The 22839-nt window shown below is 35.1% G+C and carries 17 protein-coding genes and 3 tRNA genes; 9 read left to right on the top strand and 11 right to left on the bottom strand.

The window, feature by feature from the left end:
• Positions 1-51: 51 nt before the first annotated feature.
• The 8 genes from mfd to BLS46_RS06150 all read right to left on the bottom strand — a co-directional run bounded on the left by mfd (position 52) and on the right by BLS46_RS06150 (position 10544).
• Positions 52-3555, bottom strand: coding sequence for a transcription-repair coupling factor (gene mfd, locus BLS46_RS06185; RefSeq protein ID WP_093586322.1), 3504 nt, complete (start codon positions 3553-3555; stop codon positions 52-54).
• Positions 3556-4125 (bottom strand): aminoacyl-tRNA hydrolase, encoded by a 570-nt coding sequence (gene pth, locus BLS46_RS06180; protein WP_093586320.1) that lies wholly within the window; start codon positions 4123-4125, stop codon positions 3556-3558. It lies immediately after the preceding gene.
• A 73-nt stretch (positions 4126-4198) separates the two neighbouring features.
• The gene (ychF, locus tag BLS46_RS06175; RefSeq protein WP_093586318.1) at positions 4199-5314 is read right to left on the bottom strand and encodes a redox-regulated ATPase YchF; all 1116 of its coding nucleotides are present in this window, start codon (positions 5312-5314) and stop codon (positions 4199-4201) included.
• A gap of 84 nt (positions 5315-5398) precedes the next feature.
• Positions 5399-5593 (bottom strand): DUF951 domain-containing protein, encoded by a 195-nt coding sequence (locus tag BLS46_RS06170; RefSeq protein WP_093586316.1) that lies wholly within the window; start codon positions 5591-5593, stop codon positions 5399-5401.
• Positions 5594-5657: 64 nt separating this feature from the next.
• Positions 5658-6794 carry a DNA polymerase III subunit beta gene (gene dnaN, locus BLS46_RS06165; protein WP_093586314.1) on the bottom strand — a complete coding sequence of 379 codons (1137 nt, stop codon included), beginning with the start codon at positions 6792-6794 and terminating at the stop codon, positions 5658-5660.
• Positions 6795-6953: 159 nt separating this feature from the next.
• Positions 6954-8315, bottom strand: coding sequence for a chromosomal replication initiator protein DnaA (gene dnaA / locus BLS46_RS06160; protein ID WP_004244340.1), 1362 nt, complete (start codon positions 8313-8315; stop codon positions 6954-6956).
• A 222-nt stretch (positions 8316-8537) separates the two neighbouring features.
• Entirely contained in the window at positions 8538-9296 is a 759-nt protein-coding gene (locus BLS46_RS06155) for a ParB/RepB/Spo0J family partition protein (RefSeq protein ID WP_093586312.1), read from the bottom strand.
• Between the two features lie 57 nt (positions 9297-9353).
• Complete coding sequence (locus BLS46_RS06150) at positions 9354-10544, bottom strand: serine protease HtrA (protein ID WP_093586310.1); 1191 nt, start codon at positions 10542-10544, stop codon at positions 9354-9356.
• Positions 10545-10728: 184 nt separating this feature from the next.
• On the opposite strand from BLS46_RS06150, the gene rlmH reads away from it, so the two are divergent.
• The 7 genes from rlmH (at position 10729) to BLS46_RS06115 (ending at position 13896) form a co-directional block, all read left to right on the top strand.
• The gene (gene rlmH / locus BLS46_RS06145) at positions 10729-11208 is read left to right on the top strand and encodes a 23S rRNA (pseudouridine(1915)-N(3))-methyltransferase RlmH (RefSeq protein ID WP_093586308.1); all 480 of its coding nucleotides are present in this window, start codon (positions 10729-10731) and stop codon (positions 11206-11208) included.
• Positions 11209-11251: 43 nt separating this feature from the next.
• A tRNA-Arg gene (locus BLS46_RS06140) sits at positions 11252-11325 on the top strand.
• Between the two features lie 165 nt (positions 11326-11490).
• Positions 11491-11613 (top strand): competence-stimulating peptide ComC, encoded by a 123-nt coding sequence (comC, locus tag BLS46_RS06135; protein WP_093586306.1) that lies wholly within the window; start codon positions 11491-11493, stop codon positions 11611-11613.
• Positions 11614-11625: 12 nt separating this feature from the next.
• Entirely contained in the window at positions 11626-12945 is a 1320-nt protein-coding gene (comD, locus tag BLS46_RS06130) for a competence system sensor histidine kinase ComD (RefSeq protein ID WP_093586304.1), read from the top strand.
• Positions 12942-13694 (top strand): competence system response regulator transcription factor ComE, encoded by a 753-nt coding sequence (comE, locus tag BLS46_RS06125; RefSeq protein WP_093586302.1) that lies wholly within the window; start codon positions 12942-12944, stop codon positions 13692-13694. The genes comD and comE overlap by 4 nt, the downstream gene beginning before the upstream one ends.
• A 51-nt stretch (positions 13695-13745) precedes the next feature.
• Positions 13746-13817 (top strand) — tRNA-Glu (locus BLS46_RS06120).
• 5 nt (positions 13818-13822) lie between these two features.
• Positions 13823-13896, top strand: a tRNA-Asn gene (locus tag BLS46_RS06115).
• 33 nt (positions 13897-13929) lie between these two features.
• Here the strand turns inward: BLS46_RS06115 and BLS46_RS06110 are convergent.
• Positions 13930-14472, bottom strand: a complete 543-nt coding sequence (locus BLS46_RS06110) for a TetR/AcrR family transcriptional regulator (RefSeq protein ID WP_038804778.1) — start codon at positions 14470-14472, stop codon at positions 13930-13932.
• Positions 14473-14600: 128 nt separating this feature from the next.
• Between BLS46_RS06110 and BLS46_RS06105 the strand changes: the two genes are divergently transcribed.
• Positions 14601-17255 carry a YhgE/Pip domain-containing protein gene (locus BLS46_RS06105; protein ID WP_093586300.1) on the top strand — a complete coding sequence of 885 codons (2655 nt, stop codon included), beginning with the start codon at positions 14601-14603 and terminating at the stop codon, positions 17253-17255.
• A gap of 29 nt (positions 17256-17284) precedes the next feature.
• On the opposite strand, the gene BLS46_RS06100 is transcribed toward BLS46_RS06105, so the two are convergent.
• Entirely contained in the window at positions 17285-19828 is a 2544-nt protein-coding gene (locus BLS46_RS06100) for a YfhO family protein (RefSeq protein WP_093586298.1), read from the bottom strand.
• Between the two features lie 61 nt (positions 19829-19889).
• A complete protein-coding gene (locus BLS46_RS06095) occupies positions 19890-21512 on the bottom strand; it encodes an ATP-binding cassette domain-containing protein (protein ID WP_093586296.1) in 1623 nt (540 codons plus the stop codon).
• A gap of 195 nt (positions 21513-21707) precedes the next feature.
• On the opposite strand from BLS46_RS06095, the gene trpS reads away from it, so the two are divergent.
• Positions 21708-22733: a tryptophan--tRNA ligase gene (gene trpS / locus BLS46_RS06090; RefSeq protein ID WP_093586294.1), complete on the top strand. Its 1026-nt coding sequence runs from the start codon at positions 21708-21710 to the stop codon at positions 22731-22733.
• The last annotated feature ends 106 nt before the right edge of the window (positions 22734-22839 follow it).

Below are 22839 nucleotides of genomic sequence, written 5' to 3'. Positions count from 1 at the left end.
TACCTCAAATTATTATTGTACCATTTTTATCCCTTTTATAGAAGAAAAACGTCAAAGAGAATTAGCTTTCTTTGATTCTTTTATCTCTAGTAAACTTTCTCCAAAAATCATCAGTCCTTCTAAAATTTCATAATCCTTCTTATTTCGAACATCAAATACAACTTCCATTAAACCTCTATTCTCCGCTATAGCTGCTTTTAAGTTGGTTGCAGATAAGGCTTTAAAATAATCTTGAGCCAAGAACAGTCGCTGAGTGATTTTTTCAAATTGAACTGTAATCTTATTTTCTTTTCTTTCCACACGTTCTACAAATACCTTATCCAAGTATGATTTGACCAAACCAATCTCTAAAAGATAAGCCACCACATCGGGATATTCTCCAAAACGATCCATCAATTCTTCTTGTAATTCTTCATAGTTGACACGGTTGTCAATTTGACGAATTTTCTTGTAAATTTCAATCTTATGTCGTTGGTCAGAAATATAAGTATCAGGAAGATAAGCATCGATTTGTAAAATCAACTCAGCATTTCCTTTAGTTCTTGTATTCTCATTGCCGTTACGTTTAGCGATAGCTTCCTCCAATAACTGCGAATACAGTTCAAAACCAACAGAATCAATGAAACCAGACTGCGATTTTCCTAGTAGATTTCCTGCTCCACGAATTGAAAGATCTCGCATAGCAATCTTAAATCCTGAGCCCAATTCCGTAAACCCTTTGATTGCTTCTAATCTCTTCTCAGAGACTTCACTGATTGATTTTTCTGGACGATACATAAGATAGGCATAAGCAATACGATTACTACGACCGACTCTTCCTCTTAATTGATACAAGGTTGACAAGCCCATATGGTCTGCATTTTCGATAAATAGGGTATTGGCATTTGGAATATCCACTCCTGTTTCAATAATAGTAGTTGTCACCAAAATATCATATTGTCCTTCAATAAAGTCCAGTAGAGTATTTTCTAACTGAATCTCACTCATTTGCCCATGAACATAACCAATCGAAGCCTCTGGAATCAACTCCTGTAATTCTGAAACCTTCTGGTCAATCGTGTCAACTTTATTGTAAAGATAGTAAACTTGACCTCCACGCTCCATTTCACGCAAGACAGCATCACGAATCACACTGTCATTCTTTTCTAATACATAGGTTTGTACTGGATAGCGATTGGTTGGAGGTGTTTCAATAACAGACAAATCTCGGATTCCCAGCATAGACATATGAAGGGTTCGAGGGATTGGTGTTGCTGTCAAGGTTAGAACATCTACTTGTTTTTTCAGTTCTTTCAAAGTTTCCTTATGCTTGACACCAAATCGTTGTTCCTCATCAATAATCATCAATCCCAAATCTGAAAACACAACATCTTTAGACAAAACACGATGGGTTCCAATCAAAATATCAACTTGACCATTCTTTAATTTTTCAAGTGTCTCTGCCTGCTCTTTTTTACTTCTAAAGCGACTCAACACATCAATATTAACTGCGAAATTCTGGAATCTCTCTTTAAAATTTGTATAGTGTTGCTGCGCTAAAACCGTCGTAGGAACTAGAACGACAACTTGTTTATGATCATTGACCGCCTTAAAGGCTGCACGCATTGCAACTTCAGTCTTCCCAAAACCAACATCCCCAACTAAAAGTCGATCCATGGGGTGAGAATCCTGCATATCTCTCTTAATTTCCTCAATACTACGAAGTTGATCATCCGTTTCAACATAAGGGAAGGCATCATCAAAAGCATGTTGATCATCATCATCAGCTGAGAAAGCAAAACCCTTCAACTGACTACGTTCAGAATAGAGTTTGATTAAATCGTCAGCTATATCCTCTACCTGGTTCTTAACTTTTTGCTTGGCCTTTTTAAAATGACCGTCATTTAATTTATTGAGTTTAGGAGGTTTCCCATCACTTGAAACATATTTGGACAGTAACTGAATCTGCTCTACTGGAATGGAGATTTGATCACCATTTTGATATTGAACACTGACATAATCACGGTGAATCCCTTTGATTTCAATTGTTTCAATGCCTAGATATTGACCAATTCCATGAATATGGTGAACAACGTAGTCCCCTTTTTCAAGTTCATTATAATCTTTTAATCGCTCTGCGTTTGATGCATGTTGTCTTCTAAAACGACGTTTTAATTTCTTTTGAAAAATCTCATGTTCAGTAATCAAGAGAATTTTCTCATCCACAAAATGAAAACCATGTCTTAGATTACCCTCAATCAAGTTTACAGATTCTTTACAGATATTTGACTTATCTTTAGAATCCAATTTAATCTTGTATTCCTCTAAAACATCCTCCAATGTTTTACTTCCCATTGAATTGCTGGACTGCAAGATAATAGTGTAGTCCATTTTTTTATATCGCTCAATTTCTTCTTTAAGAAAAGAAAATTGATTGAAAAACTCCTGCATAGGATATTGATTAAATTGGTAAATGTGATCAAACTTGAGATTTCCTAAACCCTTTTGAAGATTAGAGAAAAAGGTCACTGGACTTTGTTTTTTATAGATTTGCTCAGTATCAGCAAAATACTGCATATCAGAAAATGATTTACTATTTTGTAAATCTTCTGTAAAGTATTGTGCTAATTCTTTTTCAAAAACTTCATACTGATTCATCAATTTTTGATAATCATCAAAGAATACTGGTGTATCTTTTTCAATATAATCAAATACAGTCCATGTTTTATCGTAACATAAGGATAAAAACTTGCGGCTATCTGAATGTACTTGTTTTTGATGAAAACTTGACAAAATCTCTTCCAAGTATGATTTTAAAATTGGTGATAAGGTCTTCGAAATTTGCTTTTCTAAAGCTAACTGACCTCGTAGATAGTCCTTTTCCCTCAAAAGCATATCACTTGCTGGAAAGATGGTGAGTTCTGTTTGATTTTCTTTTGATAATTGTGTTTCTACTTCGAAAGTTCGAATTCCATCTACTTCATCACCAAAAAACTCGATTCGGAAAGGTTCTAACTGAGACATCTCAAAAATATCTAAAATATCTCCTCGAATACTAAACTCCCCTTGGGTCTGTACTTGAGTAACTTTGCGATAGCCTATTTCCTTTAACCGGTGAAGTAGCTCGTGTTGGTCATATTCTTCGCCAACTGCAATTTTTATAATACTTTCTTTAAATACAGTTGGAGAGGGTAGAATCAATCGACTTGCTGCGATATTACAAACTAAAATCCCTTTCTTAGATGAATCAGTTAAAAAACGCAAGGCTTCAACTCTGGAAATGATTTTTTCTTGTGAAGACATCAAAAACTCTACCATAGGAGAGTCGTCTATCAAAAATGGATAGACAAATTCCTCTCCTAAGATAGAAAGAAGATCACTGATAATTCGTTCCGCTTCTCCATAAGTCGATGTCAATAATACAATCTTATTTTCTTTTTTTAGACTACTTGCAATTGCAAGAGCCTTGGTAGAAGTTGACAGACCTAGTATTAGTTGTCTTTTCTTATCTGTAAGATTTTGATGCCATTTTTTTATCTGATTATTTTCTGAGAATAAATCTAATAAAGTCACCATTTAGCCGTTATACCTCTGCATTGTTTTCTCAAAGTTTTTTTCTTGTAAATAGTAATTTACAGCATCGTCAACCTTGTCAATTGACTGTAAAATACCTACATAGTCATCCTGATCAAACTTACTTAAAACATGGTGAACAACTGACATACCTTTTTTAGGTCTGCCAATACCTATTTTAACACGGTTGAAGACCTGAGTACCTATATGTTGAATAATAGACTTGATACCATTATGGCCACCTGCTGAGCCCTTTGATCTTAAACGAATTTTCCCAACTTCCATGTCAAGATCGTCGTAAATAACGAGTAAATCTTCAATATCCAAACCATAGTAAGTCAATAAAGCATGAACCGCTTTTCCACTTTCATTCATAAATGTTGTTGGTTTGACCAGATAAATTTTTTCTCCATTGAAGAAAAAAGATGCTAGGTCAGCTTGAAATATCTTGTCATGTGTAAAGATGACATTTTGTTTTTTAGCCAATTGGTCAATCAACATAAATCCAACGTTGTGCTTGGTTTCAAAATATTTATCCCCTGGATTTCCCAATCCAACAAGTAATTTGGTCATTTATTTTTCCTTTCAAAAGCCAAAAGGGTTGGAATTTTTTTCCAACCTAATTGACACTATTTGTTAAATGTTATTAGACATTAAAGCGGAATTCCATGATATCGCCATCTTGAACGATATATTCTTTTCCTTCTTCACGCAAGCGTCCAGCTTCTTTTACAGCTTTTTCAGATCCGTATTTCACTAGATCCTCATATGACATGGTTACTGCACGAATAAAGCCTTTTTCAAAGTCTGAGTGGATAATACCAGCTGCTTGAGGAGCTTTCATGCCACGCTTAAAGGTCCAAGCGCGAACTTCTTTTTCACCAGCTGTGAAGTAAGTTCCCAGTCCAAGCAAGTGGTAAGCTGCACGAGTCAACTTGTCAACGCCTGATTCTGTCAAGCCAAGTGCTTCAAGAAACTCTTGCTTGTCTTCATCGTCTAACTCAGAAATTTCTTCCTCAGCACGCGCGGAAATAACTACTACTTCAGCATTCTCTGTCGCTGCGAATTCACGAATTTGTTTAACATAGTCGATAGAATCTGGATCTCCAACAACATCCTCATCCACATTAGCAACATAAAGAACTGGTTTAGTGGTCAAAAGGAAGAGACCTTTGACTACTTTTTGTTCTTCATCTGTGAATTCAATGGTACGTGCTGATTTTCCATCTTCAAGGACTGGTTTAATTTTTTGAAGAACATTGAATTCTGCCACAGATTCCTTATCTTTTTGCGTACGTGCCATCTTTTCTACACGCGCATAGCGTTTATTTACTGACTCTAGGTCAGCAAGAATCAACTCCAGATTAATGGTATCAATATCTGCAATTGGATCCACAAAAGCGTCTTCACGTCCTTGCTCGCGCATAACATTTTCATCATCAAATGCACGTACAACATGAACAATCGCATCTACTTCACGGATGTTGGCCAAGAATTTATTCCCTAGACCTTCCCCTTTTGATGCGCCTTTTACAATCCCTGCAATATCTGTAAATTCAAAAGTTGTTGGGACTGTCTTTTTAGGTGTGATCATTTCAGTTAGTTTCTGTAGACGTTCATCTGGAACTTCTACCATCCCAACGTTTGGATCAATAGTCGCAAATGGGTAGTTTGCTGCCTCTGCTCCTGCTTTTGTAATTGCATTAAAAAGGGTTGATTTACCAACGTTTGGCAAACCAACGATACCTGCTGTTAAAGCCATAGTTTCTCATTCTCCGTTCTCATTTCAATCCCTAACATTATAACACAAAAAGGGAAAACTTGCTAACTCTCTAACTAAGGGTTCTTAGTCAATAATATTATTCATTTTTCGTTCAAAATCATGGCGACTCATCATAACAAGGTGGTCGCAATTACTACATTTGATTTTGATATCTGCCCCTACACGTGTAATTTCCCAACGATTGGCTTTTTTACCTGTTGACTTAATTGTACAAGCATGGGGTTTTTTCATCTCAACAAAATTTCCAACTTGATACATACTACTCTCCTTTTCTTTTTCGATTATATCATAAAAAAGGCGAGCTAGGCTCAACCTCTTTCACTTAATTTGTACGAACTGGTGTGATGAGCTGCATGAAGTCTTCGTCAGTATCTGCTGGCACAAGAGTAAATGGGCGAACAGCTGAAATGAAACTAATAGTGACTTTTTCGCTATTTAAAGCCTTAAGAGAATCAATCAAGTAAGTTGGATTGAAACTAATAGTCAAATCGTCTCCAGTCACCTGCTCAGTATCGATTTCTTCATTTACTTTACCAACTTCAGGAGAGTGAACATGGGCGCTAACAACTCCGCCCTTAATTTCAAGCTTCACAGTACCATTTTGAGTCGCACTTGATAAGAGACGAGCACGCTCCATTGACTGGCGTAAATTTACCACATCAAAAGTAATTGTAGTGTTAAAGTCTGTTGGAATCAAACGATCTGTATCAGGATAGTTTCCTTCTAGGAGACGAGTGTAGAAGCTAATATTTTCGCTTCTAAAGAGGATTTGATTATTGGCAAAGAAAATCTCCACTGTTTCGATATCATCTGTAAAAACAGCTGAAAATTCGCGTAGAGAGCGGCTAGGAATCACCACATCAAAATCATCACCATTTTTTTCAAGAGTCAATTTTTTCTGGCTAAGGCGATGAGAGTCTGTCGCAACCGTTTTTAGTTCTTTGTGTTGGCTCAATACGAAGTGGACACCTGTTAAGATTGGACGACTTTCTTGCGTACTTGCAGCAAAAGCTGTTTCATTGATAATTTTCTTGAGTAGTTTGGTTTCAAGAACCAAAGGAGTGCTTGCTGAAATTTCTTGAATGCGAGGATATTGTTCGCTATCTTTTCCTTTTAGGGTAATTTCTGATTTACCACTTGTTAAGACAATTTGTTTTTGTTCAATCTCTTTGAAATCAAGCGTTACATCTGGAAGACTAGATACAACATTGATAAAGAAAGAAGCTTCAAGAAGAATCGAACCTAAGGAAGTAATCAAAAGACCAGCATCTTCATTTTTTTGAGAAATGAAATTTTCAATGGAAATTTGACCATTGGAACCAATCAAAGTAATGCCTTCATTGGTAACATCAATTTTGATAGTTAATAAAATAGGAATAGCATTTTTTGAGCTAATTGCTCGTTTTGTGGTATTTAGGGCTTGTAGAAATAAATTTTTATTAATTGAAAAATGAATCATGGATTCTCCTTTATTTATTTTTTAGTATTAGAAGGATAATAGAAATAATAGAGTGTGTGAATTCTGTGGAAAACTGATTTCTATTTAGTAATTTCAGACTTTTAAGCTTGTTTAAAAAATGTGGATAAAAAAGATAGAAAAGGAAAAGTTATGCACAAATTATTTAATTTTCTTTTTGATTGCTTCGATTTCTAAGCGTAAATTATCGTCTTCGTCAATCAATGATTTTATTTTAGCATGGGCATGAATAACGGTGGTGTGATCCTTTCCGCCAAATTCTTTTCCAATTTTTGGAAGACTATTATCTGTCAGTTCTCTAGCTAGATACATGGCTACTTGACGCGCCAAAACGATGTTTTGAACTCGTCTCGTCCCCTTCATTTCTTTGACACTCACTCCATAAAAATTACCAACTTCAGTTTGGATTTTGTCAATTGGAATGACTAGCAGTTGGCTAACATCTTGTTTGCGAGCTCTAATAGCCTCTGCAGCAATATCAATAGTGATGTCTTTAATCTTCTTTACTCTGGCAATTAAAGTGATATCGTTAATTGCTCCTTCCAATTCTCGAACATTTGAATCAAATTGGCCAGCCAGATATTCTAGGGTATCACTCTGGAAATGGTAGTTTAAATGTTCCGTTTTACTTTGAAGAATGGCGATACGTGTCTCAAAGTCAGGAGGTGTGATATTTTGAGTCAATCCCCAGCTAAAGCGCGTGACAAGCCTTTCCTCAAGGCCCTCTAAATGTTTAGGACTTCGGTCACTAGTCAGCACGATTTGTTTTTGATTGCTATGAAGAGCATTGAAGGTATTGAAAAATTCTTCTTGAGTTGCGACTTTTTTGCCACTGAGAGATTGGATATCATCAATCAGTAAGAGATCAAGGCTTCGGTAAGTTTTTTTAAATTTTTCCATTTCCCCAAGTCTCAGGTGTTCAAGAAAATCATTGATAAAACTTTCAGCAGGAATATACTTAACCCGAGCTTCAGGAATATTTTTTAGAATTTCATTTCCGATAGCATTCAGTAAATGGGTTTTCCCTAGTCCAGGACCACCATAAATGAAAAGGGGATTATAAGTCAAGGCGAGATCTTCGGAAACAGCCAGAGCAGCAGACTTAGCCCAGATATTCCCATCTCCTTGAATAAAGTTATCAAAGGTATATTTTTCCTTCAATCCTGTTTCAGAATATGGAATAGCAAGATTGGCCTGTGAAGCAACATAATGATTGCTATTTTCAGAATCCATGACATAGGTTGAAGATTCTTCCTCAGGCTTTGTTAAGACAAATTGAGTTTTTATTTCAGTATCATAAACTTCAAAACCAGCAGCCACAATGATATCTTTGAGTTGTTTTTTCCAAACCATTTCCATTTCAGGTCTAGGTAAAAAGATAGTAGCTACATTTCCCTCCACTTTTATGAGTTCAGCAGGTGTGGCATAGAAATCGTACATGGAACGTGTCAATCTTTCTTGAGCCAATTCCAAGATTTGATTCCAAAATTGTTTTTCTTTCACCGATTATCCCCTCCTTTGCTATATTTGATGTAAAAAGGTTTACTGTTAGACTTATTTTACCATAGATGCTAGCATTTTTCCACAATCTGTGGAAAAGAATCCACAATGTTTATATTTTTTATCCACAGGTTGGGGATAAGTGAGGAATTCAAAGAATTCCTTGGTTTTTTGCTAGAAAAATTAGTGGATAAATTAGTGGATTGAAAAAATAAAAGAACAGCCTTATTTCAGGCTGTTGATAATTCTGTCATATTCTTCTTGGCTTGAAAAAGAGATAATAACCTTTCCAGTATCTTTTTTAGAAAGTTTAATTTCTACATTTAATCCAAGTAGTTTTTTTAATTTATCTTCCTCATCTTTGATGAAAGAATCACTTTTTTTCTGCTTCTTTTGTTTTTTCTCTGTCAGCAGTGTTTCTAACTTTCTCACAGAGATGTCTTCATTTTTAATTAGTTGAAAAAAATAGTCTTGCTGCTCTTTATTCAAACCAACTAGTGAGCGTGCATGAGCTTGAGAAATTTTTCCATTTTCTACTTCAGATAAGATGTGCTCTGGTAGGGAAAGCAAACGAATAAAATTAGTGATATAAGGACGAGATTTTCCCATTTTATCCGCTATCTCAGTGTGAGTAAATCCTTTTTCTACCAAAGATTCATAGGCGCGTGCCTCTTCAACTGGATTCAAGTTTTCTCTCTGTAAATTCTCAATGATAGACTGAATCATCATTTCCTGATCTGAGAGGTGCTTCACAACGGCTGGAATAGAAGTGAGACCAGCTAAGAGAGAAGCCCGATATCGTCTCTCTCCTGCAAGGATTTCATAACCAATTACAGGAGATTGACGAACGATGATGGGTTGGATGACCCCATTTTCTTTGATTGACTCAGCCAATTCCCTTAGTTTATCTGCATTAAATTCTTTTCGAGGTTGATAGGGATTTTTTTGTATTTCTGAGATAGAAATCATTTCAAATTTTTCCATGATTCTACACTAACATATCTTTAATTATATGTAAAGTTTTCTTTACACTGATGTCAATTAAGATTCTAAATCACTTGTACTTTTATCTAGCTTAACAGTTGTAGTCTCCTCTTTCCCATTTCGATAGTAGGTGATTTTAATGGTATCTCCGATAGAATGGTTGTAAAGAGCACTCTGTAAATCTGTTGACGAAGAAATATCCTTGTCGTCAACTTTGGTAATAACGTCGTATTTTTCAAGGTGACCAGATGCAGGCATATTACTTTGAACAGATTTTACCACTACACCAGAAGTTACGCTACTTGGAATATTGAGTTTTCTAAGATCATTAGCTCCGATATTAGCCAAATTAACCATTTGAATTCCAAGAGCAGGGCGAGTCACTTTACCGTCACTTTCAAGCTGTTTAATAATATTTTGAGCATCATTTGATGGGATTGCAAAACCAAGACCTTCGACAGAGGTTCCACCATTACTTGCAATTTTACTTGATGTAATCCCGATAACTTGTCCTTGGATGTTTATAAGTGGACCACCAGAGTTACCAGGGTTAATGGCAGTATCTGTCTGAATAGCTTTTGTAGAAATGGCTTGACCATCTTGAGATTTTAGAGAGACATTTCGATTGAGACTTGAAATGATTCCTTGGGTAACTGTATTGGCATATTCGGATCCTAGAGGACTACCAATTGCAATTGCTGTTTCCCCGACATTTAGCTTGCTAGAGTCCCCGAACTCCGCTACAGTTGTGACTTTTTCTGAAGAAATTTTTACGACAGCAATATCAGAGAACGTATCAGAACCGACAATTTCACCAGGAACTTTTGTACCGTCTGCTAAACGGATATCAACTTTTGAAGCTCCTTTAATAACGTGGGTATTTGTCACAAGATAGGCATCTTTCCCATTCTTTTTGTAAATAACACCGGAACCTTCACTTGCTACTTGCTGAGAGTCGGTATCCGTATCTGTCTCGTCATTTCCAAAAACACTATTTTGCCGATTTGCTGAATAAGTGATGACCGACACAACGGCATCTTTTACCTTGTTAACGGCCTGAGTTGTTGCATTTTCATTTTTGTAGGAAGTCTGAGTAACAGTGTTTGTAGTGTTATTTGCGGCTTGACTTACTTGTTTTTGATAAAGTTGCAGTGTCACAAAACTTCCCAGGGCACCACTCAAAAATCCTATCAGAATGATGATAAGAAAGGTAACTCCTTTTTTGTAAAATTTTTGTAAGTGTTTCATAAACGCCTCCGTTTGTTTTTTTATTTGATTAAAGTATAAATCTATTAACTTAATTCAAGCTTAAAGGTAGAAGTTTTACACAAGTTGTGGATAACTTACGTTATTCTGTGAATTTGCTTGTTTTCCTATATAATTTTTTGTGAATAAGATGTGAAATGAAGTGTGAATATGTTAGAATAGAAGAATGAAAATAAAAATTGTAGCAGTTGGAAAACTGAAGGAAAAATACCTTAAAGATGGTATTGCTGAATATACTAAACGAATTTCACGTTTCGCCACTGTAGAAATTATTGAGCTAGCTGATGAAAAAACTCCAGATAAGGCAAGTGAGTCAGAAAATCACAAAATATTAGAAATAGAGGGAAATCGAATTCTTTCTAAAGTTGGAGAAAGAGATTTTGTTGTTGTACTAGCCATTGAAGGAAAAACTCTCTCTTCAGAAGAATTCAGTAGAAAGCTGGAACAGGCTTCTATAAGGGGATTTTCTACCCTTACATTTATTATTGGTGGAAGTCTTGGACTATCCCCTTCTGTGAAGCATCGAGCTAATCTCTCTGTTAGTTTTGGGCGTTTAACTTTACCACATCAGTTAATGAGATTAGTCCTTGTTGAACAAATTTATCGTGCTTTTACAATTCAGCAGGGTTCTCCTTACCACAAATAGAAGATTGACTTACTTCTTGTTTTTTGATAGAATGGTCATGTTAGGTCTCATAGCTCAGCTGGATAGAGCATTCGCCTTCTAAGCGAACGGTCGCAGGTTCGAATCCTGCTGGGATCAGTACATTAGAGAAGAAGCTGGGATTACTCCCAGCTTTTTTCTTAAAAAAGTGCATTTCAGGTACAAAAATGTACAGTTGGGAAGAATTTTTTCTTACATGGTCTTCATTTTGTATAATAGGTGTGTAAGTTAACTTACAAGAAAAACAATACAGGAGATTTTATTATGAAAAACACAGTTAAATTGGAACAATTTAAAGAAGTAACAGAGGCAGAATTGCAGGAGATTCAAGGTGGGGAAGTTAGAAAGGAAAATAATTTTTTATTTTATTTTTTTAAAAGAAAGTAAAGGGAGAAAAGAATGGATTTTTTCGCAATAATAAGCGTTGTATTACATATTTTTATTACTAGTAAAAGTTATAATTTGATTTGTAACACAACTAGAAAAGAACAATACTTCTTTATTCTTTATACAGTAGTAGTAGAATTGGTAGTTGAATTTTTCTTTTATTCTATATATTTAAGTGGATTTGGGATTGAAAAACTTTTATATCCATTTATTTTATACGCTTATTTTATATGGTTTAAAAAGTTTGATAAGTATAAGGGAATATTCCTGAGTTTCCTATTTTCTCTCTTATATCACAGTACCCATACTTTTATATCCGTAACCCTATCCTCTATAACAGGTGATGGTTTTGTCATAGAACATGAAGGGATGTTTTATTTAGGAGTATTATTACTAACATATTTTGTTATTAAAAAAATTATTACCTATTTTAATCTAGAACTTAAATATTTTGACAAAGATTATCTCTATCCTTTTTTAAAAAAAGTTATCGTTGCTTTCTTCACTTTACATATTGTACTGTTTATTTCAGATATTGTTAGTACTTTTCCTCATTTAAATAGCTTTGGGAGTATTTTAGCAGCAATTATTTTTATATGTATGTTATTGTGCTTCTTTGCAATGAACTCTCATAAAGTTCAAGTTGAAAAAGAGATTGCTCTAAAACAAAAGAAATTTGAACAAAAGCATTTACAGACTTATACTGATGAAATTGTAGAGCTGTATAATGAAATTCGAGGTTTTCGTCATGACTATGCAGGTATGCTTGTTAGCATGCAAATGGCAATTGACAGTGGAAATTTACAGGAAATTGACAGAGTTTACAATGAAGTTTTAGTAAAAGCGAATCAAAAACTGCGTTCAGAAAAATATACTTACTTTGATTTGAATAATATAGAAGATTCAGCTTTACGTAGTTTGATTGCTCAATCCATTGTCTATGCACGAAACAATGATGTAGAGTTTACATTGGAAGTAAAGGATGTTATTACGAAATTGTCAATGGATTTACTTGATCTTGTTCGCATCATGAGTATTCTCTTAAACAATGCTGTTGAAGGTGCTGCGGATAGTTACTTGAAACAAATGGAAGTTGCAGTCATTAAAATGGATTTTGAAACAGTTATAGTTATCCAGAATTCATGTAAAATCACTATGACGCCTTCAGAGGACCTATTTGCCTTAGGTTTCTCTACTAAGGGAAAAAATAGAGGTCTAGGACTTAATAGTGTCAAAGAGATTTTAGATAAGTATGACAACATTATTTTGGAAACAGAGATGGAAGACAGCACATTTAGACAAATTATTAGATTTAAGAGGGAATTTGAATGAAAGTATTAATTTTAGAAGATGTTATTGAGCATCAAGTGAGACTTGAGAGAATATTGAATGAAATCTCTGAGGAATCAAATATTCCTATTTCTTACAAGACAACAGGAAAAGTTCGTGAGTTTAAGGAATATATCGAAAATGATGAAGTAAATCAGCTTTATTTCCTAGATATCGATATTCACGGGATTGAGAAAAAGGGATTTGAAGTGGCACAGTTTATCCGTCATCACAATCCCTATGCTATTATTGTCTTTATTACTAGTCGATCTGAATTTGCTACTTTAACTTATAAATACCAGGTATCAGCTCTAGATTTTGTAGACAAAGACATCAATGATGAATTGTTCAAAAAACGTATCGAGCAGAGTATTTTTTACACTAAGAGCATGCTGCTTGAAAACGAAGATGTTGTAGACTATTTTGATTACAACTATAAGGGAAATGATTTGAAAATCCCTTACCATGATATTTTGTATATCGAAACAACAGGTGTTTCTCATAAGTTGCGGATTATTGGTAAGAATTTTGCCAAAGAGTTCTATGGAACCATGACAGATATTCAGGAGAAGGACAAACATACCCAGCGATTTTATTCTCCTCATAAATCTTTCCTTGTCAATGTGGGAAATGTGAGAGAAATTGATCGAAAGAATTTAGAAGTTGTCTTTTATGAAGATCATCGTTGTCCGATTACTCGTTTGAAAGTTCGCAAATTAAAAGATATTCTAGAGAAAAAAACTAAAAAGTGATTGACAATTAGTAAGAAATTGATATAATGGTTATATCTGCTACAGATAGATGGTCCGTTGGTCAAGGGGTTAAGACACCGCCTTTTCACGGCGGTAACACGGGTTCGAATCCCGTACGGACTATTTTATCCGCCATAGCTCAGTTGGTAGTAGCGCATGACTGTTAATCATGATGTCGTAGGTTCGAGTCCTACTGGCGGAGTCAGATAAAAAGAACACCATTGGTGTTCTTTTTTTAGTTTACATCACCTAACATTTTCATAAGGAAGTCTGTCATTTCTTGCGGACTTTCTTTTTTTCCGTGAGCAATCCAAGTCTGGCAAACACCAAATAGGGCATTTGTTAGATAAATGCTACTATATTCTAATTCAATTGGATTGAGTTGTAGTTTCATAAAGCGTTTCTGAAGGTCTGTGCTAAGCATAATGTGAAGCTTATTTCTCAAGAAATTTTGGATTTCTTTTGTACCATTTTCAGATAAGAGTGCAGCCAAAAGTGGCTCAGACTCTAAATATTCAAATACTTCTAAAATAGCATCTCTTTTATGATGAGCATGTTTTTGGAAAATATACTCAAAGGTATGAAACAGCTTACTTTGGTAATGTTCAATCATATCATACTTATCCTTGTAGTGAGTGTAAAAGCTGGAACGGCTAATTCCGGCTTTTTCTGCTAGCTTGACAGTAGAAATTTGATCAAAGGGTTGGTCCATCAATAATTGAACCATGGCATTTTCAATAATTCGTTTTGTTTTTAAACGTTTGTTGCTTTCTTTCATAATTCCTCCCTGTAAACAAAAATAGACTATATGTCTAAAAAAGTATTTTTTACCTTGTAATTTGGATTTTTTGATGTATAATCTATTATATCAAAAATTTAGACAATATGTTTAAAAAAGGAGGAAATATGTTTAAAGAATGGAAAGCAATTTTTAAAAAACCGACATTCATTATTGTAATGATAGGAATTTCTCTCATTCCAGCTTTATACAATATCATATTTTTATCGTCAATGTGGGATCCATATGGTCAAGTATCGGAGTTACCTGTAGCAGTTGTTAATAATGACAAGGAAGCTTCTTATAATGGAAATACAATGGCTATAGGAAAAGACATGGTGTCTAATTTAAAAGAAAATAAGACTTTAGATTTTCATTTTGTCAATGAAGAAGAGGGGGAAAAGGGGCTAGAGGATGGCGAATATTATATGGTAGTGACTTTACCAAGTGATCTATCTGAAAAAGCTACTTCGATCCTAACAAATCACCCTGAACAGATGCAAATTGATTATCAAACTTCAAGTGGCCGTAGTTTTATTGCAAGTAAGATGAGTGATTCTGCAATGACACAATTAAAACAAACCGTCTCTACGAATGTAACTGAAACATATACCAAGGCACTATTTCAAAAAATGAGTGACTTGAAGTCTGGGATAAATAAAGCAGCTGATGGAAGTGAACAACTGGCTGATGGGACTAATCAGTTAGCAAAAGGAAGTCAAACATTGACGACAAATCTCAATACTCTAGCTAACTCAAGTGTAACTTTTTCAAATGGAGCTAATCAATTTACAAAGGGATTGTCTGCCTATGTATCTGCCATAGAGCAATTACATCTTGGTTTAGGAACTTTTAATAGTGGTTTACAAAGTTATACAAATGCAGTTTCACAGGTTGACACTGGACTTGGTCAATTGGCTTCAAAAACTCCTGAGTTGGTGACAGGTATAAATCAGCTAAATACAGGTATAAAGTCCTATACAGGTGGGGTTTCACAATTGGATATAGGTCTCAATCAATTTTCAGTTGGTGTAAATGCATATACAAGTAGTGTGAAAGAACTTTCTAACGGAACAAGTCAATTATCAAATCAATCAGATGCACTAAGAGATGGAATGGAGCAATTAAATACTGGTATTAAAGAAATTTCAAATCAACTGAATTCCTCATCTCAACAGAATGAACAAATAACTCAATTGGCAACTAGTCTAGGAGAACTAAATAAAACACTACAAGCTCTTACAATGTCAGATAATACTCAACTGAAAGGTACATTGTCAGAAGCTTTGCAAAATCTAACAACTCTTGCTCAGGATATTGTGACCAAAAGTCAGACAGAACAAGAGAAAACTATTGCGAACCTTCAATCAACAGCTACTTATCAATCTCTCACAGAGGAACAAAAGAAAGAACTGACAGAAGCCATTTCTAAAAATTCTAATTCTACTATTGAGTCAGCAAAAACAATTTTAACGACAGTAGGAGGATTGAAAGAAAGTATAGAGAATTCAGAACAACAAGTAACCAATCTATCTGATGTACAGACGAAAGCAAATCAACTCTTACCTGTAGCATCTAGCTCCTTGACAACATTGTCAAATGGATTTACAAAATTGCAAACTACTGTAGACAATCAGTTAGTTCCTGGAAGTCAGTCAATTGAAAAAGGAGTTGTAAACTATACTAAAGGACTGGATGCTATTTCTATAGGTGCTAATCAACTAAGTGAAAAGAATGCAAACTTAACAACTAGTCTAGATCAATTAGTTTCTGGATCAAGTAAGTTGACACAAAATACATCAACCTTGACAGCTGGAGTAGATATGTTAGCTGGAAAAGTTCCAGAATTAGTATCAGGTATAGAAAGTTTGTCATCTGGTTCTACTCAATTGAATAATAAGAGTCCAGAGCTGATAGCAGGTCTTACTAAATTACAATTTGGCTCTGGTCAATTGACAGATAAATCAACACAGTTACTTTCTGCAGCATCTCAACTAGGAAGTGGCGCTATGAAGGTTGCAGATGGTACTGGAAAACTAGCAGAAGGTGGAACAAGCTTAATCTCTGGTCTTGAAAATTTACAGACAGGAGTTGATTCATTAGGACAAGGATTAGGCAATGCTAATAATCAACTTAAATCAGCATCAACAGAATCTGAAAATGCAGAAACATTATCTAATCCTCTAGTTCTCTCAAAAACAGATAATGACCAAGTTCCTGTAAATGGGATTGCCATGGCTCCTTATATGATATCAGTTGCTCTTTTTGTTGCTGCTATATCTACTAATATGATTTTTGCGAAGTTGCCTTCTGGACGTCACCCAGAGAGTCGTTGGGCTTGGTTGAAGTCTCGTTCTGAAATAAATGGGATTATAGCTGTCTTAGCAGGTGTTTTAGTTTATGGAGGTGTTCATCTTATTGGATTGACTGCTAACCATGAGATGAGAACTTTGCTTCTAATTATAATCACAAGTTTAGCTTTTATGTCTATGGTGACAGCTTTAACAACTTGGAATAGCCGTTTAGGAGCCTTCTTCTCTCTTATTTTACTTTTATTACAGTTAGCATCAAGTGCAGGGACTTATCCCCTTGCTTTGACAAATGATTTCTTCAAAGGTGTCAATCCATGGTTACCAATGAGTTACTCTGTATCAGGTTTACGACAAACAATCTCTATGACAGGAAATATTCATCACCAAGTGATTTTCCTTATTATAACACTAGCTTTCTTTACTGCTCTAGGCATGCTGGCTTATCAGCCTAAGAAGATGCAAGAAGATTAAAAAAATCGACCAAGTAAGTGGTCGATTTTTTATGTCATAGATGAGCTTCGTTTGTGATTATAGATTCCAAAAAGTAGAAGGGCAGTTAGTGAGCAGGCTGCTCCAATAACAAAACCATTTGGGATAAAGGAAAGTGTAATGGTGCCTTTTCCCTTTGGAACATCAACTTTCATAAAACCAGTTTGAGCCTGCTTGATTTCAAGTTTTTCTCCATTTTGATAAGCAGACCAACCTTTGTCATAAGGAATAGTGAAGAAAATAGAGGTATCTTGTTTTACTTCATATGTAGCAAATACTTTATTTTTAGAGGTGGATACTTCTACAGGTTGTTCTTTAATCTTTTGGATTGCCTCAGTAAGAGCCTGAGTATCTAAACGATAGAAGGTTGGAGATTTAAATGACACCTGAGAATTTCCAGAGAAACTAACACTGATATTGAAAGTTTTTTGTTCTTCAGTATAACCCAAATTAAAGAAATTAAATGCATTGTCAGTTGTAAAGGTCTTCTTTTCACCGTTGACAAGGATGTCAACTTTCTTTTGCTTATCGTTTGTAAAATAAAGATTTGAAAAAGAGAGATATACTTGACTATTTTGAGGAACCTCAATTTGACAATCAATCTTTGCATCTTCATTCGCAGAACCTGTGATGCTCGTTAAACCTTCAGAATTATTCGTTTTATCATATGTTATTTGGGAGAAGTAATCTAAGTTGAGATTAGCAAGCTGGTTTATAAATAAAGCCTGATTATCTAGAGTGTGATTGTTAAAGTTTACATCAGTGTAAATAGATTGAGTGGCAAAGGCAATGGGTAAAGAGAGTTGATTTTTATATAAGGTTAAATGATCCTTTTGATAAATCTCTTGAAAGCCATACTTATCAAGTGAAGTTTCAGAAATATTGTACTGAATTCCAAATAAACTGTCTGCTAAAAGACTGTTATTTGCATAACGAAGATTTAGATTGGTTCCAGAGGATTTGAATCCAAGTTTATCCAAACTAGTGCTAGCTGAACGATTTCGTACAGATGAAAATTGAGAGATTCCATTATAGTTAAATTTCATACTGTCATTTCCTGTCTGAATTTGCAGTTTCTCAGTACGTGTAAATGGATCGTCAATTTGGTTTAGAATGGATTCCATGGCGGTTACATCTCTATTATAGGCACTACGAGAAGCAAAGGCCCATTCTTTAGCTATTCCTTCCATTTGAGATGAAGCATTTAAGCTTAACTCAGCTGTTATAAATAAAGACAAAAGAATTGCAAATAGATTTACAGAGATAAATTTTCTGATGACTGCAAGGAGTAAAAGAGCATAAACTAGTAGAAATTCAAGGGTGAGTAGGATATTCAAATATGTTAAAAAAGAATAGTGTGATTTGAAATAGATAGTAGCCAAAAATCCTGTTAGTACAAGAAAAAGTGAGACAAATAGATTCCAGAGCTTAAGTTCTTTCAAGCGATTTAAGACTTCTGCTGCAGTATAAATTAACAGAGTAGAAAAAATCCAAGCATAGCGATGCAAAAACATATTTGGGGTATGCATCCCTTGCCAAAATAAATCAAGTGCTTCTATGTAAAAGCTTGTTATTAAAAAAGTGAAAAAAATTGCATAGGTAAGTTTCACGTGAAACCTTATGTATTTTATTGTGAAAAATAGAATGGTTAAAATAAAAGGAAGCAATCCAACAAAAATCATTGGTATAGATCCATACTTAGTTGTATCAAAAGATCCAATGAATTGTTTTGCGAAAATATCCAGATACCAGCTACTGTCTGTCTTTAATTTTGTGATGGTAGTTAACTTCTCCCCATGAGTTTGTAAATCAAACAGTGTAGGAAGAGTCATGATCAAACTAGCCATTCCTGCTAAAAAGGAGGTAACAACAAAATCAAGAAAAGATGATCTTCGATTTTTAAAGTCCCATGAAATTTGGCAGAGATACCAGAAAATAAGAAACAATGCTGTCATATACCCAAAATAATAGTTTTGAATAAACAAGATTGACAGACTTGTAAAGTATAGTAGGCGCTTCTTTTGTGTTATAAGTAGGTGTAAACCAGTTATAATTAAAGGAATCAAGATAAAAACATCTAGCCAGGTTTTTATCTCTAACTGACTAACGGTAAAGCTCATTAAAGCATAGGAAGTTGATAAAGCCAGTTTTAAAGGCTGAGGGATAGATCGAAATAATTTATTTAGACTAAAGAAGGTTGACAGACTAATCAATCCAAATTTTAATAGAGTGGTCAGATAAACAGCATCTGGCATATTCGACAGATTAAAAAAGTAAACTAGGGGTGAGAGAAAACTACCCAAGTAATAACTAGATAGAGCATAGAAATTTAGTCCGAGGCCACTTGTAAAGGTGTAAAACAAACTACCATTTCCATGTAGAATATTTCGTAAAGCTACATCAAAAATAACGTATTGATGAAAACCGTCTCCTAATAGTGGGGATGTATCGCTATTCCAGTAGATACCTTGAGATAGATATACTCCAGATATAATCACTACAGGAATAATGAAAGAAATAAAATAGGTTCGATATGTTTTTAAAAATGATTTCATGTTACCTCGTAGAATGATAGAAAACTCAGTTGGCTACCCCAACTGAGTTTTGAAGTCTTATTTAGTCTTTCCAAAGTTCTTTGACTTTTGCTTGTACTTCTGCATTTTCTAGGAATTCATCATAGGTTTCATCGATACGATCAATGACGCCATTCTTAGATAAAACAATGATATGATTTGCCAAAGTTTGAATGAACTCGTGGTCATGGCTGGCAAAGATGATTGATTCTTTAAAGTTTTTCAATCCATCGTTCAAGCTTGAAATAGATTCCAAATCCAAGTGATTTGTTGGATCATCAAGTACAAGGACATTTGATTTTAAGAGCATGAGTTTTGAAAGCATGACACGCACTTTTTCTCCCCCTGACAAGACGTTTACAGGTTTGTTAACCTCATCACCAGAGAAGAGCATACGACCAAGGAAACCACGTAGGAAGGTATTGTCATCTTCTTCTTTACTTGCAAATTGACGCAACCAGTCAAGAATTGACTCGTTCCCTGCAAAATCAGCAGAGTTATCTTTTGGCAAGTAAGAACGGCTAGTAGTAACTCCCCACTTGACAGTTCCTTCATAGTCAATGTTACCCATGATTGCACGAATTAATGCAGTAGTTTGGATGTCATTCTGTCCAATAAGAGCAGTCTTATCACCTGGACGCAAGATGAAACTAATATTGTCCAAGATAGTTTCACCATCAATCTTTATAGTTAGATTTTCTACTGTCAAGAGATCATTACCAATTTCACGCTCTGCTTTAAAGTTGATAAATGGATATTTACGACTAGATGGCACAATTTCTTCTAGTTCAATCTTGTCAAGCATTTTTTTACGAGACGTTGCCTGTCTTGACTTAGAAGCATTGGCAGAGAATCGAGCAACGAATTCTTGCAATTGCTTAATCTTTTCTTCCGCTTTGGCATTACGGTCTGCTAACAATTTAGCAGCAAGCTCAGAAGATTCCTTCCAGAAGTCATAGTTTCCGACATAGAGTTTAATCTTTCCAAAGTCAAGGTCAGCCATGTGAGTACATACTTTGTTTAAGAAGTGACGGTCATGGGATACAACGATGACAGTGTTATCAAAGTCAATCAAGAAGTCTTCTAGCCATGTAATTGATTGGATATCCAAACCGTTGGTTGGCTCGTCCAAGAGCAGAACATCTGGTTTACCGAAAAGTGCTTTGGCAAGGAGAACTTTTACTTTTTCACCATTTGCCAATTCGCTCATGTTTTGGTAGTGCAATTCTTCTGGAATATTTAGGTTTTGAAGTAGTTGAGATGCTTCACTCTCTGCTTCCCAACCTCCAAGTTCAGCAAATTCGCCTTCAAGTTCAGCAGCACGAACTCCATCTTCATCGGAAAAATCTTCCTTCATGTAAATAGCATCTTTCTCTTTCATAATGCTATAAAGCTTCTCATTTCCCATGATAACGACGTCAATTGCACGTTCATCTTCATAGTCAAAGTGATTTTGACGAAGAACAGAGAGACGTTCATCTGGACCAAGAGAAATGTGACCAGTTGTAGGTTCGATATCACCAGCTAAAATTTTTAAGAATGTAGACTTCCCAGCACCATTAGCACCAATTAATCCGTATGTATTTCCTTCTGTAAATTTGATGTTGACATCATCAAAAAGTTTGCGATCACTAAAACGTAGTGAAACATCAGATACTGTAAGCAATGTTTTTCTCCTATAATATGTAATACATTTATTCTACTAGAAAAGAGAGAAATATTCAAATTTTTCTTTGTCAATTTTATGTCAACTAAGTTTACAGTTATATTTACAACGAATCGGCTCTTTGATTTAAATAATTTTCTGTTATTTTAACAAAAAAATGCTATAATTGAAGAGACCATTTCGAAGGAGAAAAAAATGACGAAACCCATTATTTTAACAGGAGACCGTCCAACAGGTAAACTGCATATTGGACATTATGTTGGTAGTCTAAAAAATAGAGTATTACTGCAGGAAGAAGACAAGTATGATATGTTTGTTTTTTTGGCGGACCAACAAGCCTTGACAGATCACGCCAAAGACCCTCAAACGATTGTAGAATCGATTGGGAATGTTGCCTTGGATTACCTAGCAGTTGGATTGGATCCAAGTAAATCAACCATCTTTATTCAAAGTCAGATTCCAGAGTTAGCTGAACTGTCTATGTACTATATGAATTTGGTGTCACTAGCACGTTTAGAGCGCAATCCTACAGTGAAAACAGAGATTGCTCAGAAAGGGTTTGGAGAAAGTATTCCGACAGGATTTTTGGTTTATCCGATTGCGCAAGCAGCAGATATTACTGCCTTTAAGGCTAATTATGTTCCTGTTGGGACAGATCAGAAACCAATGATTGAGCAAACTCGCGAAATTGTTCGTTCCTTCAATAATGCTTATAACTGTGATGTCTTGGTGGAACCGGAAGGTATTTATCCAGAAAATGAGAGAGCAGGGCGTTTGCCTGGTTTAGATGGAAATGCCAAGATGTCTAAATCCCTTAATAATGGTATTTATCTAGCTGATGATGCGGATACGTTGCGTAAAAAAGTTATGAGCATGTATACTGATCCGGATCATATTCGAGTCGAGGATCCAGGTAAGATTGAAGGAAACATGGTTTTCCATTATCTAGATGTGTTTGGTCGTCCAGAAGATGCTCAAGAAATTGCGGATATGAAAGAACATTATCAACGTGGTGGTCTTGGTGATGTGAAGACGAAACGTTATCTACTTGAAATATTAGAACGCGAACTTGGTCCTATTCGTGAGAGCCGTATCGAATTTGCTAAGGATATGGGAGAAGTGTACAATATGCTTCAAAAAGGTAGTGAGAAAGCGCGTGAGGTTGCGGGGCAAACTCTATCTGAAGTTAAGGGAGCAATGGGACTAAATTATTTTAAATAATAGATAAAATATGAATCGTAAAACTATCTCTTCCATAGAATCACAGGGATAGTTTTTTTATGATTTCTACCATAAATATAATTGACAAATTTTCATAGAATGGTAT

It is taken from the genome of Streptococcus sp. NLAE-zl-C503, from assembly GCF_900104285.1.
Lineage (GTDB): Bacteria > Bacillota > Bacilli > Lactobacillales > Streptococcaceae > Streptococcus.
The sequence above is the reverse complement of the archived record's forward strand: the minus strand, read 5'-3'. Positions and strand labels throughout refer to the sequence as shown.